This is a genomic window from Streptomonospora litoralis (assembly GCF_004323735.1).
Taxonomy (GTDB): Bacteria; Actinomycetota; Actinomycetes; order Streptosporangiales; family Streptosporangiaceae; genus Streptomonospora; species Streptomonospora litoralis.
The window spans coordinates 2,137,271-2,150,657 of record NZ_CP036455.1; the positions used below are offsets into that span (position 1 = coordinate 2,137,271).

Consider the following 13,387-nt stretch of genomic DNA (forward strand, 5'->3'; position numbering starts at 1 on the left):
TCACTCCTGGGTGGTCGGTGCGGAGTCGGTGTCGCCGGAGCCGCCCGGGGTTTCCGCGGGCTCCGGGGTGATGCGGGCCAGCAGCGCGTCCATGGCCACCGGGCGACCGGGGCGGGCCGGCAGCTCGGTGACGGTGCCGTCGACGGGTGCTGTGACGGTGTGCTCCATCTTCATCGCCTCGACGACGGCCACGGGAGCTCCCGCGGTCACGTGCTCGCCTTCGGAGACGGCGAGCGAGAGCACGGTTCCCGGCATGGGGCTGCGCACCGAACCGTCGCCGGCGGTGCCGCCGCCGCGGGCCGGGGCGAGGACGGGGTCGTCGGTGAAGTGCCAGGCGGCTCCGCCGCGGCCGAGCCACAGGCCGGCCGGCTCGGCGGCGCGGGCGTAGCGCAGGACGCGCGAGCGCAGCGCGACGGTCAGACTGCGGCCGTCGCGGGAGCGGGCCGCGTCGACGGGGACCGCGGGGCCGTCGTCGACACCGACCTCGTAGCCGACGGTGCGGGCGCGGGGGTCGGGGTCGGGCAGCAGGGGCGCGGCGGTGTGCGCGGGCGCCGCGGGATCGGCGTCGCCCGCAACCGCCGCGCGGGCGGGGCGGCGCCGGATGCGGACGGCGGCCGAGCGGTGCCCGGGCGAGCGGTGCCCGGGCGAGCGCAGCCGCCACACGGTCCAGGCCGGGGCGCCGAGGCGCCACCCGTCGGGCACGTCGAAGCGGTCGGCGGTGCGCGGGTCGGGTTCCAGGCCGAGCTGGTGGTCGGCGGCGGCCGCCAGCAGTTCGTCGGGCGGGGGAGGCGCCGGTGCCGACCCGCCCTTGGCGCCGCCGGTCGGGGACGCGGCCGTCGTCGGCGCGGCCGCCCCGTCGGTGCCGGGGGTGGCGGGGGTTTCGGCGGGGCGCCGCGCGGCGGAGTCGGCGGCCGGATCGCCGCCGCGGCCGGTGATCGCGGGGGCGAGGCGTTCGGTGAGGTCGGTGCTCAGCGCTCCGGCGCGCACCTGGGGAGTGCGCAGCAGGCCGCGCAGGAAGGACACGTTGGTGACGCAGCCGAGCAGGGTGTAGCCGGCCAGGGCGGCGTCCATCCCGTCCAGGGCGGCGGGGCGGTCGGGTGCCCAGGTGATGACCTTGGCCAGCATGGGGTCGTAGGCGGAGGTGACCTCGGTGCCCTCGTCCAGCCCGGAGTCGACGCGGACGCCGGCGTCCGCGGGCTCGTCGAGCAGCAGCACGCGGCCCCCTGTGGGCAGAAAGCCCTGGGACGGGTCCTCGGCGTAGACGCGGGCCTCCACGGAGTGCCCGGTCAGCGACACGTCGGCCTGGCCGAACGGCAGCGGCTCGCCGCGGGCGACGCGGATCTGCAGCTCGACGAGGTCGATGCCGCGCCGCCCGCCGATCGTGGCCACGGCTTCGGTGACGGGGTGCTCCACCTGCAGGCGGGTGTTCATCTCCAAAAAGGAGTAGTCGAGGGCGGCGGCCGTCCACAGGTCGGCGGGTGCGGGTGGCGGGGTGGTGTTCTCGTCGGCTTGACTTGAAGAAAGGGGTTCCCCCGGAGCCCCCGCGCCGTGCTGCCCGGCGTCGGCCGCGGCCGACGCCTCGGCAGCGGCCTCCGGCGGTTCCACGATGAACTCGACTGTGCCCGCGCCGACATAGCCGCACGCCTTCGCCGCGGCGACCGCCGCTTGGCCCATCGCGGCGCGCTGCGCCTCGCTGAGCAGCGGCGACGGAGACTCTTCGACGATCTTCTGGTGGCGCCGCTGCAGGCTGCATTCGCGTTCGCCCAGGTGCACCGCGTTGCCGTGCCCGTCGGCGAGCACCTGCACCTCGATGTGGCGCGGGCGCTGCACCAGCCGCTCCACCAGCAGCGTGCGGTCACCGAAGGCCGCCTCGGCCTCGCGCCGCGCCGCGGCGGCCGCAGCGGCCAGCTCGCCGGGTTCGCCGACGACGCGCATACCTTTGCCGCCGCCGCCCGCCGAAGGCTTGATCAGCAGCGGGTAGCCGGTCCGCTCGGCGGCACGCGCCAGCTCCTCTTCGCCCATGGGCCGACCGGGTTCCTCGGCGAAGCCCGGCAGCAGCGGCACACCGGCCTCGGCGACGCGCGCCTTGGCGCGGATCTTGTCGCCCATCGCCTCGATGGCGGCGGGCGGCGGGCCGATGAACACGAGCCCCGCCTCGGCGCAGCGCCGCGCGAAATCGGCGTTCTCGGCGAGGAAGCCGTATCCGGGGTGCACCATCCGCGCGCCCGAGGCGACGGCCGCGTCCACGATCGCCGCCGCGTTCAGGTAGCTGTCGGCCAGTGACGCGCCTCCGACGCATACCGCCGCGTCGGCCGCACGCACGTGCCGGGCGCCCGGATCGGCGCTGCTGTGCACGGCCACCGACCGCAGCCCCATGCGCCGCACCGTACGCATGATGCGCACCGCGATCTCCCCGCGGTTGGCCACCAGCACAGCGGGGGCACCGCCGGCCGCACCCGCGTCCACCCCGGCGGCCGGGTCCGCTCCGGGCCAAGGCCCCTCGACCGGTTGCGCGCCCGTCTGGGCGGCGTGCTGCTCATGATCGGACATCGGTGCCCACCTCACATCCGGAAGACGCCGTAGCCGACCGGCTCCAGCGGTGCGTGCCGGGCGGCTTCGAGCCCCAGCGCCAGCACGGTGCGGGTGTCGGCGGGGTCGATGACGCCGTCGTCCCACAGCCGCGCCGTCGAGTAGTAGGGGTCGCCTTGGCGCTCGTACTGCTCGCGGATCGGCGTCTTGAATTCCTCTTCCTCCTGGGCCGGCCACTCCTCGCCGCGCGCCTCCACCTGGTCGCGCCGCACGGTGGCCAGTACCGAGGCGGCCTGTTCGCCGCCCATGACCGAGATCCGCGCATTGGGCCACATCCACAGGAACCGCGGCGAATACGCGCGCCCGCACATGCTGTAGTTGCCGGCGCCGAAGGAGCCGCCGACGACCACGGTGAACTTGGGCACCCGCGCGCAGGCGACGGCCGTCACCATCTTCGCGCCGTGCTTGGCGATGCCGCCGGCCTCGTAGTCGCGACCGACCATGAACCCGGAGATGTTCTGCAGGAACACCAGCGGAGTGCTGCGCCGGTCGCACAGTTCGATGAAGTGCGCGCCTTTGAGCGCCGACTCGGCGAAGAGGATGCCGTTGTTGGCGACGATGCCCACCGGGTGGCCGTGGATGCGGGCGAACCCGCAGACCAGTGTGGTGCCGTACTCGGCCTTGAACTCGGTGAACTCGCTGCCGTCCACGACGCGGCCGATGATCTCGCGGACGTCGTAGGGGGTGCGGGTGTCGGTGGGCACCACGCCGTAGATCTCTTCGGGGTCCAGCGCCGGCGGGCGGGGTTCGGCGCGTTCCCAGGCCGGTTCGGGGCGGCCGCCGAGCGTGTCGGCGATCTGGCGGACGACGGCCAGCGCGTGCGCGTCGTCGTCGGCGAGGTGGTCGGCGACCCCGGAGACGCGGGCGTGCACCTCGCCGCCGCCCAGCTCCTCGGCGGTGACGACCTCGCCGGTGGCCGCCTTCACCAGCGGCGGACCGCCCAGGAAGATGGTGCCCTGCTCGCGCACGATCACGGCCTCGTCGCTCATCGCGGGCACGTAGGCGCCGCCGGCCGTGCAGGAGCCCAGCACCGCCGCGACCTGGGGGATACCCAGCTGCGACATGGTCGCCTGGTTGTAGAAGATGCGCCCGAAGTGCTCGCGGTCGGGGAAGACGTCGTCCTGCATCGGCAGGAACGCGCCGCCCGAGTCGGCCAGGTAGACGCACGGCAGCCGGTTGTGCAGCGCGACCTCCTGGGCGCGCAGGTGCTTCTTGACGGTCATGGGGTAGTAGCTGCCGCCCTTGACCGTCGCGTCGTTGGCGACGATCACGGTCTCGCGTCCGCACACCCGCCCGATCCCGGTGATGATGCCGGCGGCGGGGGCGTCGTGGCCGTCGGCGCCGTAGAGGCCCCAGCCGGCCAGCGGGGACAGCTCCAAAAACGGCGATCCGGGATCCAGCAGGTGGTTGACGCGGTCGCGCGGAAGCAGCTTGCCGCGTTCGGTGTGGCGGTTGCGCGTCTTCTCCGGGCCGCCGAGGGCGGTGGCGGCGATTCGGTCGCGCAGCTGGGCGGCCAGGGCGCGGTTGGCTTCGGCGTTGCCCGCGAACGCGGCGCCCTCGGTGTCGACGGCCGAGCTGAGCACCGGTGCCGTTGGCATCTGTTGGCCTCCCGGGTTAATGATCGATAACATCGGCGATGTTAGTGACCGTTAACTCCGGTGTCCAGGGGCCGTTCCGCGCAGCGTCGGCGGGAGCGTCCCGGCGGGAAGGAGGCGCCGATGCCCGGCCGGGCAGCCGGCGCGCGCCGCGCCGAGATCCTGCGGGCGGCCGCGGAACTGTTCGCCGCGCGCGGCTTCCACGGTGTGAGCATCGACGACCTGGGACGGGCGGTCGGCACCAGCGGACCGGCCCTCTACCGGCACTTCCCGGGCAAGGAGGCGCTGCTCGGGGCCATGCTGCTGGATGTCAGCGAGCGCCTGGCCGCCGACGGGGAGCGGCGTGCAACGGCCTTCGCCGACGACCCCCGCCGGGCGCTGGAGGAGCTGCTGCGCGGCCACATCGAGTTCGCGCTCACCGAGCCGGCGCTTATCACGGTGCACGACCGGGAACTGGACAACGTCCCCGACCCGCACCGCCGCCGCATCCGGCGCCTGCAGCGCGGCTACGTCGAGCGGTGGGTGGGCGTGCTCGCCCGGCTCCGCCCCGGCACCGACGCGCCGACGCTGCGCGCGGCCGTGCACGCGGCCTTCGGTCTGCTCAACTCCACTCCGCACAGCGCCGACGAACTGCCTGCCGAGTCCATGACCCCGCTGCTGCTGGCCATGGGCACGGCGGCCCTGCTGGCCGAGGACGACGTTTGACTCCGGGGCGCTAGGGCAGCCCGTGCACCAGACGTGCTCTTCCGCCCCGCCGCGGGTTCCGGTGGTACGGCAGGAGCGGGCAAACCCGCACAGCAGGGCGGCTTAAGGGGGAGTGGATCGACGATGGCACGGCCTCGCATCGTGGTGATCGGCGCAGGGTTCGCCGGACTGCAGGCGCTTAAGCGACTCGAACGGCGCATACCCAAGACCGCCGCCGACATCGTCCTGGTCGCACCCAACGACTACATGCTCTACAGCCCGCTGCTGCCGCAGGTGGCGTCGGGACTGCTGACCCCGCAGTCGGTGGCGGTGTCCCTGCACCGGTCGCTGCACCGGACCCGCATCGTGCCGGGCTCGGCTATCGGCGTCGACACCGACGCCAAGGCGGTGCTCGTGCGCAAGATCTCCGACGAGGTGACCGTTGAGCGCTACGACCGGCTCATCCTCGCGCCGGGCAGCTTCACCCGCGTCTTCGACATCCCCGGTCTGACCGAACACGCCTTCGGCAACAAGAACCTCGCCGAGGCCACCGTGCTGCGCGACCACGTGCTGGCCCAGCTGGAACTCGCCAACGCCACCAGCGACCCCGTCGAGCGCGAGGAGCGCTGCCGCTTCGTGGTGGTGGGCGGCAGCTACACCGGTGCGGAGACCGCGGCCTCGCTGCGCCGGCTGACCGAGGAGGCGGCCAAGCGCTACCCGTCGCTGCGCTCGGCCATCAGCTGGCACGTGGTCGACATCGCGCCGCGGCTGCTGCCGGAGCTGGGCTCCAAACTGGGCGACGAAGCGCTGGAGCTGCTGCGCTCCATGGGCGTAGAGGTCAAGCTGGAGGTGACGGTCAAGGAGGTCACCGAGCACAAGGTGGCGCTGACCGACGGCCGGGTGCTGCCCTGCCGAACCGTCATCTGGACCGCCGGCACTTCGCCGAGCCCGCTGATGGGTTCCCTGGGGGCCGAGACCGACCGCGGCAAGCTCGTGGTGGGCGCCGACCTCGCGGTACCCGAGCACCCCGACGTGTTCGCGTTGGGCGACGCCGCGGCCGTGCCCGACCTCAGCAAGGACGAGAGCGGCGCCGTATGCCCGCCCACGGCCCAGTACGCCGAGCGGCAGGGCACGGTGGCCGCCGAGAACGCGATCGCCTCGCTGACCGGCCGGCCCAAGCGCACGTTCCTGCACAAGGACCTCGGCCTGGTGGTCGATCTGAGCGGGCGCGACGCGGTGGCCCGACCGCTGGGCTACGACCTCTCCGGACTCCCCGCGTTCGCGGTGACCCGCGGCTACCACCTGTGGTCGCTGCCCTCCAACCCGGCCCGCGCGCGGGTGGCGGCCAACTGGATGATCCGTGCGGTGACCGGCGGCGAGGTGTCGCGGCTGGGCTTCCACCGCGGCAAGCCGTCGACCTTCGTCGACCTGGAGGCCGCCCACTACCTGGACCCCGAAGACTCCCGCAAGGAGAGCGCGCGCCTGCTGGACACGGCCGCCGCGGCCCAGGAGTAGCGGGACGGAGCAGGCCCGGCAGGCCGGGCGGGCCGGCGCGCGTGCGGCGGCTGCGGCGCGGGGCGGGGCGTCGGCCGTCCGTGCCGGTGCGAACGGCCGACGCCGCCGACCCGGCGGCGCTCAGCGCGCGATCTCGTACCCCGCCTCGTCGACGGCGGCGTCGAGCTGCTCGTCGGACAGCGGGTGCTCGCTGGCGATGTCGACGCGGCCGCTGCCGAGGTCGACGTCGACCGCGGTCACTCCGGGCAGCGCCGAGACCTCCTCGCGGACCGCCTTGACGCAGTGCTCGCAGGTCATGCCCTGGACGGTGATGGTGGTGCTGGCGGCCATGCTCGGCCCCTTCCCTGACGGCGGTTGCATCGGTTTCCGAGGGCGGGTCAGGAGCGCATCAGACGGGCGATCGCCTCGGACGCCTCGCGCACCTTCTCGTCGGCCTCCTCGCCGCCGTTGGCGACGGCGTGCCCGACACAGTGCTTGAGGTGCTCGTCGAGCATCGACAGCGCGAACGAGCGCAGCGCCTTGTTGACGGCGGAGGTCTGGGTCAGGATGTCGATGCAGTAGGAGTCGCTCTCGACCATTCGCTGCAGTCCGCGCACCTGGCCCTCGATCCGGCTGAGCCGGTTGAGGTGGCTCTTCTTGTCGTCGTGGTAGCCGTAGGTGGCCATCTGGGTGCTCCCCTGGGTTTCCCGCTCTGCAGCCATGAATATACCCCCTTCGGGTATAACAGCGCCCTGTGTGCGTGCGGCATTCCCGAGGCAGGGCGCGCCGCGTGGGCACGATACCGGCAGCGCCGATGTGCCCCGGTATGGTCGTTTCCGCGCGCACCAGGGCGGATGTACCGGCAGGCCGCGCGCGCCATCAGGTGCGGCGGGGGCGCAGGCCCATGCGGCGCAGTTCGAGGTCGGCCAGCCCGGCGATCGCCGCGCGGTCGCCCTTGCGCCATGCTGCGGCGGGGTCCGGTGCGACCTTGAGCAGCCGCCGCGGGCGCGCCGAAGCCAGCGCGCGCAGCGCGAGCAGCGACGCCCCGCTCTGGTCGGGCATCGAGCGCAGCGCGGCGGCGCTTGAGGCCCGGCGGATCCACCGGGCGCGCGTGGGCAGCCAGACGACCAGGGCGAACAGCACCGGCAGCGCGGCCGTCAGCAGCGACAGCGTCAGGGCGACGGTGGTCATGGTCTCCTGGAGGCCCTGACCGGCTTCGCTGAGCGACGTGCCCGCCTCGCCGACGCTCTGGAAGGGCGCCGCGAGGCTGTCGCCGGCCAGCGGAACCCGCTTCACCTGCTCCGCGGCGTCGGCCATGTTCTCCGATACCCCGTTGCCGGCCGACTCCAGCAGCTCTCCCGGCACGGCCAGGGTGCTGAGCGTGTCGTGCAGCGTCATGCCCGCCCACACCCAGGCCGCGATCCAGCCCGCGGTCAGCAGGTCGGCCGCGAACTGCACGAGGAAGCGGAGGGGGCGGTCGGCGTAGATTCTCATCGCGTCTCCAAACCGGGCACCGGGGGCATCGGGGGCAAGGCGGGGGAGTCCGGCGAATCCTCCCGTCGAAGCAGTCCCCCGAACAGCCCGGCTTAGACCTGCCGTGGCCGCCGAACACCCGGTACGGCTACCGGTGCCGCCGCGCCGGGCCCGCGGCGCGCGAGGTGCTTGCCAACCCCTGCGCAGTCGACCGACCATTGGACCTATGAGCGAGTCCAGGAACGAGGAGCGCGGCATCCTCAGCCGGATCGACGATCTGGTCACTGAGGAGCGCGACCTGCGCGAGCAGAACGAGCACCGGCTGACCCCGGAGGAGCGCCAGCGGATGCGCGAGCTTGAGCGGGAGCTGGACCAGTGCTGGGACCTGCTGCGCCAGCGCCGCGCCCGCGAGGAGTTCGGCGACGACCCCGACACGGCCCACGTGCGCCCAGCGGGCGAAGTAGAGGGCTACCGCCAGTAGCCGCCTCCGCCACCCGCGGACGTCGGCCGGATCCGGACACGAGCGCCCCGCGGGAACTCATAAGCCGGCAGACGCGTCTCACCTCCCGACCGAGCACCCTGCCGCGCGCGTGGCGCGGTGCGGCGGCGGTGCGCAGAGCAGGTGAGATGGATCGGGCCGCCCCTCGATGCTGGAGATACTGACCGGGACCGGACTCGCCTCGGCCGCCGGCCTCAACGCCTACATCCCGTTGCTGACCGTCGGACTGGTCGCGCGCTTCACCGACCTGCTGCCGCTCGGCCCCGGCTGGCAGTGGCTGGAGCACCCCGCGGTGCTCGCGATCCTCGGCGTGCTGCTGGCCTTGGAGGTCGCCGCCGACAAGATTCCGGCGGTCGACAGCGTCAACGACGTCGTGCAGACCTTCGTGCGCCCCACCTCGGGCGGACTGACCTTCGGCGCGGGCGCCTCCTCCTTCACCGCCGCCGACCTGACGGCCCTCGGCGGCGGCGAGGGCGCCGACGGCGCGTCCTGGTGGCGGATCGCGGCCGGGGTGCTGATCGCGCTGGCCTTCCACCTGCTCAAGGCCGGGGCGCGGCCGGTCCTCAACGCCGTCACCTTCGGCGCCGGCGGACCGGTGGTCAGCGTCTTCGAGGACGCGGCCGCCGTGCTCACCTCGCTGGCGGCCGTGATCGTGCCGATCCTGGTCCTGATCGCCGTGCCGCTGCTGGCGGCCGTGGGCGTGTGGGCGTGGCGCCGCCGCAGGCGCCGCCGCCGCGCTCCCGAGGAGGCCGCGGTGCCGCGCGTGCCCTGAGACCGCCCTCCGCCGCCCGCCGCTTGCGCGCGGCGATGGCAAGCGGGCGGGGCAGCGCACCGGATGCGGGGCGCCGACCGGGTCCGCCGAAGCCGTCCCTTAGAGTGCTCTGCGTGGTAGACAACGGGTTCGCCCACCTCAGCGGCGTCACGCACATCGTCTGGGACTGGAACGGCACGCTACTCGACGACAACCACGCCAACATGGCCGCGCTGAACCGGGTCTGCGCCGAGTTCGGGCGCGAGCCCGTCGACATCGACTACTGGCGCGGGTTCTTCCGGCGCCCCCTGCTGGGCTGCTACGAGGACCTGCTGGGCCGCTCCCTGGCCGAGGACGAGTGGGCCCGGCTGAACCGGGTCTACGACGACCGCTACCGCACGGAACTGCCCTCCTGCACGCTGGCCGACGGCGTTCCCGGCATCCTCGCCGACTGGTTGGCCCGCGGCGGCTCGCAGTCGCTGCTGTCGATGGCCTCGCACGAGAGCCTCGTCGGCCTGGTCGCCGAGCACTCCCTCGACGACCACTTCGCCCGCGTGGACGGGCGGCGCTTCGACACCCCCGACGGCTCCAAGTCCCGCCACCTGGCCGCCCACCTCGCCGAACTGGACGTCGACCCCGCCGCCGTGGTGCTCATCGGCGACATCGACGACGACGGCCGCGCCGCCTCCGAGGCCGGTGCGCACGCGCTGCTGGTGGCCAGCGGCATGATGAGCCGCGAGCGGCTCAAGGCCACCGGCCACCCGGTGCTCGACACCCCCAGGCAGGCCGTGGCGGCCCTCTGCGCCTGAACGGGCGCCCGCCCGCCGCGAAGAGAGCGCATCGATCGTGCACCGGTGGCCATCGGTGCCGGCCACGGCAACAGGGACGAGACGGGCGTGTGCCCGGCGGCTTGCGGGGATCGGGCGGCCAAGCCCCACCCGGAAGCGGTGAGGGGCGGCACCCGCGGGTGCCGCCCCTCACCGGCCGATCTCGGCGCCGCGGCGCCGTCCGGCGGTCGTCAGGCCAGCTGGACCTTGCGCGCGTCCTCGAAGCGGCGCTGCACGTCCGCCCAGTTCACGACGTTCCAGAACGCCTTGACGTAGTCGGCCTTGACGTTCTTGTACTGCAGGTAGAACGCGTGCTCCCACATGTCGAGCATCAGCAGCGGGTAGGAGCCCGCGGCCAGGTTGCCCTGGTGGTCGTAGAGCTGCTCGATGATCAGCCGCCGGCCGAGGATGTCCCAGGCGAGGATCGCCCAGCCCGAGCCCTGCACGCCGGTGGCCACGGCGCTGAAGTGGGCCTGGAACGCCTCGAAGCCGCCGAACTGGTCGTCGATGGCCGCGGCCAGCTCGCCCTCGGGCTTGTCGCCGCCGTCGGGCGACATGTTCGGCCAGAAGACAGAGTGGTTGACGTGCCCCGCCAGGTTGAACGCCAGGTTCTTCTCCAGCAGGTTGACCGTGCTCAGGTCGTTCTTGTCCCGGGCCTCGGCCAGCTGGTCCAGCGCCGTGTTCGCGCCCTTGACGTAGGTCGCGTGGTGCTTGTCGTGGTGCAGCTCCATGATCTGACCGGAGATCCACGGCTCCAGCGCCGAGTAGTCGTAGGGCAACTCCGGGAGCTCGTAAGGCGCAGCCATGTTCTACGCACCTTCCTCTGACACGATTTCGATGTTTGTGGGGCGACCTCGATCGCCGGTCCGAAGCTATCAGCAGGCGGCCGGACCCGCCTGTATAGCCCTTCTGACAGGCGGGACCGGGAATAAACCAGGCTTCCCCCAACGCGCGCTCTACCCGGGGCGGGCCCGCCTATACCACGAGCGGGCCCGGGGATCGGGGACGGCTCAGCTCGCGTTGTGCTGCACCTCGAACCGCTTGAGCGCGGCGTCGGCGTCGCCCTCGCCGCCGATGCGCTCCCACAGCTGCGGGAACCACTCCTCGGCCTCGTCCAGCCACACTGTCATCTGGTGCGGCTTGTCGGCGAGGAACGCCTCGATGTTCGCGGTGACCGTGCGGACGTAGAAGCGGCACACCTCCAACCGCTGCTCGCCGGGCCAGGGCTGGGGCCGGATGACGAGTGCGCCCGCGAACGCGTTGATGACGCCGGCCGGGTTTCCGTTCTCCCACCGCCGGGCGAAGCTGCGGGCGACCTGGAGGGGGTCGCGGCGCAGGTGGACATAGAGCGGTTCGGCGCCGTAGCGCTCGTCGAGTTCGCCCAGGAACCACGACAGCCGGTTGTCGATCTCGATGTGCTGGTCGGGGTAGTCCAGCCGGTCGTCGCCGACGCGGCGGGCGCGACTTTCGTGGCCGACGGTGTAGTTGGTCAGCTCCTCGCACGCCCGCGCGAGGGTGACGGAGCCGCAGCGGCCGGTGTTCAGCACGAAGACACGCATTTCCACTCCTGCACAGCGACGGCGCGGCACCGGGACGGGCACCCATCGTCGCGACGCTTAATGTCCGCTCTGTCCCGAAGAAGCCGTGATTACCGCAAAATACCCGGAAGTTCAATCCGGGGTCTGCTTCGAGTCGCTCTGGTGACACCGTGGACGCGGATTCCTCCAGCCGGAAGGTGCCGGCCCCACTCCTCGGTAGCGCGCATGGCGCCCGTGGACCGCCGCGCGCCTGGCCAGCTGCCCGGGAATTTGTGGGATATTCACATATTCCGACCGTGTCCCCTGCAGAGGCGGAGATGGAGCCCCGCGGGCCCGCTTGCGTGCGGGCTCCCTCAGTCCTCGTGGGGGCCGCTCCTCCACGGGTCCCGCGCAGCCTCGCGGCGGGATGCCCGGCGGCGTCACGCCGGCGGATTCGGGCAACCGCGTTCGCCCGCAGAACCGGTGCCCAGGGTGATCGGAAACGTGCAGGGGATCTGGGACCATTGGCATCCGAAGGCCACCTACGGCCGCACCCCGGGTCCTATGCTCGGAGGGCACGTGCACTCGGCCACCGGGTGGTGGCGTCTGCCGCTCGTGCGTCAGCGCTTCGGGCGCCCGCCCGGCGGCACCCGGGTTATCCGGTCATGAACAGGAAGGGAACTCTGTCGCCGAGACGTTTCCAGTGCAAGCGCGCCCCATGCGCCATGCGCTGCATTGCGTTACTGTCTTTTCCGTCCCGAATTGCGGGTGAAATGCCCTGTTCCGGCGGTCTTCACACCGCTTTGCCGCAGCGCGGCCACGCCGCTCTCCGCCGGCGCGGGAAATCCCCCTCGCTCGCCGCCGAGCCGGCGGGCACCGAATCACTGGAGGTCTCCTCATGCGGTCCCTGCGCTCCCTGCGTCCCCGCCGAAAGTATCTCGCGGCCGCTGCGCTGGTGGCCCTGGTCGGGTTGGCGGCGCTCGCGGCCCTTGCGGCGGTGGGGATGCTGAGCTGGGAGGGCGCCGTCCAACTGGCGGCACTGGGAGCAGTGGGCGGCGCCGTGGCGGCCAACGCGCTGCTCGCCGTGCGGCTGACCCGGCGGGTCGACGCCCTGGGCCGGCGGATCGACGACCAGGCGAAGCAGGTCACCGAAGCCATCGGCACCGACCGGCTGGAGATGATCAAGTCGCTGGACGCCACCCGCAACGAGCTAAAGCGGGTACGCGCGCAGACCCTTCCCGCCATGTCGGCGGAACTGGCCAAGGCGGTGAACCTGCAGGGACGCAACGACTACGAGCAGCAGGTCGCCTGGTCCGAGCTGCGCGACCACCTGGAACCCCCCGCCCCGTTCATGCCCTCGCTGCGCGGCTGGGCCGCCTCCCCCGACGTGATGCGGCTGCTCGTGCGCAGCGTGGAGAGGCACCGCCCCGAGCTGGTAGTCGAGTGCGGCAGCGGCGCCTCCAGCGTGTGGCTGGGCTACGCGCTGCGCCGCGCTGGCGGCGGGCGCCTGGTGGCGCTGGAGCACAGCGAGCGCTACGCCGAGCTGTCCCGCCAGCTGGTGCGCGACCACGGGCTGGAGGACGTCGTCGAGGTCCGCTACGCGCCGCTCGCCGACTGGAGCCCCGGCGGTGAAGGCGCAACGGGGGAGGACCCCCAGCCCTGGTACGACCTCGCCGCCGTGGAGGACCTCGACGGTATCGGGCTCGTGTTCATCGACGGCCCCCCGGAGGCCACCGCCCGCCAAGCGCGCTATCCCGCCCTGCCGGTGCTGATGCCCCGCTGCGCATCCGACGCCGTACTCATCCTCGACGACGCCGCCCGCCCCGACGAGCGCAAGATGAGCAAGCGGTGGCTGCGGGACTTTCCCGAGCTCAGCGCCCACGAGGAGCAGGCCGAGAAGGGCGTGCGCGTCTTCTCCCGGAAAGCGCTGTGAGCGGGGGCGCGGCGCCCGTACTCAA

13 protein-coding genes are annotated in these 13,387 nt (G+C 72.9%); 6 read left to right on the forward strand and 7 right to left on the reverse strand.

The window, feature by feature from the left end; translation table 11 throughout:
* Together EKD16_RS09270 and EKD16_RS09275 are read right to left on the reverse strand one after the other, a co-directional pair.
* Complete coding sequence (locus tag EKD16_RS09270) at nucleotides 1–2,550, reverse strand: ATP-binding protein (RefSeq protein ID WP_131098012.1); 2,550 nt, start codon at nucleotides 2,548–2,550, stop codon at nucleotides 1–3.
* A gap of 11 nt (nucleotides 2,551–2,561) precedes the next feature.
* Nucleotides 2,562–4,172 (reverse strand): carboxyl transferase domain-containing protein, encoded by a 1,611-nt coding sequence (locus EKD16_RS09275; protein ID WP_165498673.1) that lies wholly within the window; start codon nucleotides 4,170–4,172, stop codon nucleotides 2,562–2,564.
* Nucleotides 4,173–4,307: 135 nt separating this feature from the next.
* On the opposite strand from EKD16_RS09275, the gene EKD16_RS09280 reads away from it, so the two are divergent.
* Nucleotides 4,308–4,889 (forward strand): SACE_7040 family transcriptional regulator, encoded by a 582-nt coding sequence (locus EKD16_RS09280; RefSeq protein ID WP_131098014.1) that lies wholly within the window; start codon nucleotides 4,308–4,310, stop codon nucleotides 4,887–4,889.
* A 123-nt stretch (nucleotides 4,890–5,012) separates the two neighbouring features.
* On the forward strand, nucleotides 5,013–6,383 hold the full coding sequence (locus EKD16_RS09285) for an NAD(P)/FAD-dependent oxidoreductase (protein WP_131098015.1): 1,371 nt from the start codon (nucleotides 5,013–5,015) through the stop codon (nucleotides 6,381–6,383).
* 120 nt (nucleotides 6,384–6,503) lie between these two features.
* On the opposite strand, the gene EKD16_RS09290 is transcribed toward EKD16_RS09285, so the two are convergent.
* From EKD16_RS09290 to EKD16_RS09300, 3 genes are all read right to left on the reverse strand, one after another.
* The gene (locus EKD16_RS09290; RefSeq protein ID WP_131098016.1) at nucleotides 6,504–6,713 is read right to left on the reverse strand and encodes a heavy-metal-associated domain-containing protein; all 210 of its coding nucleotides are present in this window, start codon (nucleotides 6,711–6,713) and stop codon (nucleotides 6,504–6,506) included.
* A gap of 47 nt (nucleotides 6,714–6,760) precedes the next feature.
* On the reverse strand, nucleotides 6,761–7,048 hold the full coding sequence (locus EKD16_RS09295) for a metal-sensitive transcriptional regulator (RefSeq protein WP_131102270.1): 288 nt from the start codon (nucleotides 7,046–7,048) through the stop codon (nucleotides 6,761–6,763).
* A gap of 193 nt (nucleotides 7,049–7,241) precedes the next feature.
* Nucleotides 7,242–7,856 carry a hypothetical protein gene (locus EKD16_RS09300; RefSeq protein ID WP_131098017.1) on the reverse strand — a complete coding sequence of 205 codons (615 nt, stop codon included), beginning with the start codon at nucleotides 7,854–7,856 and terminating at the stop codon, nucleotides 7,242–7,244.
* A 205-nt stretch (nucleotides 7,857–8,061) separates the two neighbouring features.
* Between EKD16_RS09300 and EKD16_RS09305 the strand changes: the two genes are divergently transcribed.
* From EKD16_RS09305 to EKD16_RS09315, 3 genes are all read left to right on the forward strand, one after another.
* Nucleotides 8,062–8,316 carry a DUF2630 family protein gene (locus EKD16_RS09305; protein ID WP_131098018.1) on the forward strand — a complete coding sequence of 85 codons (255 nt, stop codon included), beginning with the start codon at nucleotides 8,062–8,064 and terminating at the stop codon, nucleotides 8,314–8,316.
* A gap of 166 nt (nucleotides 8,317–8,482) precedes the next feature.
* On the forward strand, nucleotides 8,483–9,106 hold the full coding sequence (locus EKD16_RS09310) for a DUF4126 domain-containing protein (protein WP_131098019.1): 624 nt from the start codon (nucleotides 8,483–8,485) through the stop codon (nucleotides 9,104–9,106).
* Between the two features lie 113 nt (nucleotides 9,107–9,219).
* Nucleotides 9,220–9,894 (forward strand): HAD family hydrolase, encoded by a 675-nt coding sequence (locus EKD16_RS09315; RefSeq protein WP_131098020.1) that lies wholly within the window; start codon nucleotides 9,220–9,222, stop codon nucleotides 9,892–9,894.
* Nucleotides 9,895–10,103: 209 nt separating this feature from the next.
* On the opposite strand, the gene EKD16_RS09320 is transcribed toward EKD16_RS09315, so the two are convergent.
* Both EKD16_RS09320 and EKD16_RS09325 read right to left on the reverse strand, forming a co-directional pair.
* A complete protein-coding gene (locus EKD16_RS09320; RefSeq protein ID WP_131098021.1) occupies nucleotides 10,104–10,718 on the reverse strand; it encodes a superoxide dismutase in 615 nt (204 codons plus the stop codon).
* Between the two features lie 204 nt (nucleotides 10,719–10,922).
* Nucleotides 10,923–11,471 (reverse strand): hypothetical protein, encoded by a 549-nt coding sequence (locus EKD16_RS09325; RefSeq protein WP_131098022.1) that lies wholly within the window; start codon nucleotides 11,469–11,471, stop codon nucleotides 10,923–10,925.
* An 856-nt stretch (nucleotides 11,472–12,327) separates the two neighbouring features.
* Here EKD16_RS09325 and EKD16_RS09330 point away from each other — a divergent pair.
* Entirely contained in the window at nucleotides 12,328–13,362 is a 1,035-nt protein-coding gene (locus EKD16_RS09330; protein ID WP_131098023.1) for a class I SAM-dependent methyltransferase, read from the forward strand.
* Nucleotides 13,363–13,387: the final 25 nt, after the last annotated feature.

What these genes read in the sequence shown, in the direction of transcription:
- EKD16_RS09270 (WP_131098012.1), bottom strand. Translation starts at nt 2,550, where the DNA reads ATGTCCGATCATGAGCAGCACGCCGCCCAGACGGGCGCGCAACCGGTC.
- EKD16_RS09280 (WP_131098014.1), top strand. Translation starts at nt 4,308, where the DNA reads ATGCCCGGCCGGGCAGCCGGCGCGCGCCGCGCCGAGATCCTGCGGGCG.
- EKD16_RS09285 (WP_131098015.1), top strand. Translation starts at nt 5,013, where the DNA reads ATGGCACGGCCTCGCATCGTGGTGATCGGCGCAGGGTTCGCCGGACTG.
- EKD16_RS09290 (WP_131098016.1), bottom strand. Translation starts at nt 6,713, where the DNA reads ATGGCCGCCAGCACCACCATCACCGTCCAGGGCATGACCTGCGAGCAC.
- EKD16_RS09295 (WP_131102270.1), bottom strand. Translation starts at nt 7,048, where the DNA reads ATGGCCACCTACGGCTACCACGACGACAAGAAGAGCCACCTCAACCGG.
- EKD16_RS09300 (WP_131098017.1), bottom strand. Translation starts at nt 7,856, where the DNA reads ATGAGAATCTACGCCGACCGCCCCCTCCGCTTCCTCGTGCAGTTCGCG.
- EKD16_RS09305 (WP_131098018.1), top strand. Translation starts at nt 8,062, where the DNA reads ATGAGCGAGTCCAGGAACGAGGAGCGCGGCATCCTCAGCCGGATCGAC.
- EKD16_RS09310 (WP_131098019.1), top strand. Translation starts at nt 8,483, where the DNA reads ATGCTGGAGATACTGACCGGGACCGGACTCGCCTCGGCCGCCGGCCTC.
- EKD16_RS09320 (WP_131098021.1), bottom strand. Translation starts at nt 10,718, where the DNA reads ATGGCTGCGCCTTACGAGCTCCCGGAGTTGCCCTACGACTACTCGGCG.
- EKD16_RS09325 (WP_131098022.1), bottom strand. Translation starts at nt 11,471, where the DNA reads ATGCGTGTCTTCGTGCTGAACACCGGCCGCTGCGGCTCCGTCACCCTC.
- EKD16_RS09330 (WP_131098023.1), top strand. Translation starts at nt 12,328, where the DNA reads ATGCGGTCCCTGCGCTCCCTGCGTCCCCGCCGAAAGTATCTCGCGGCC.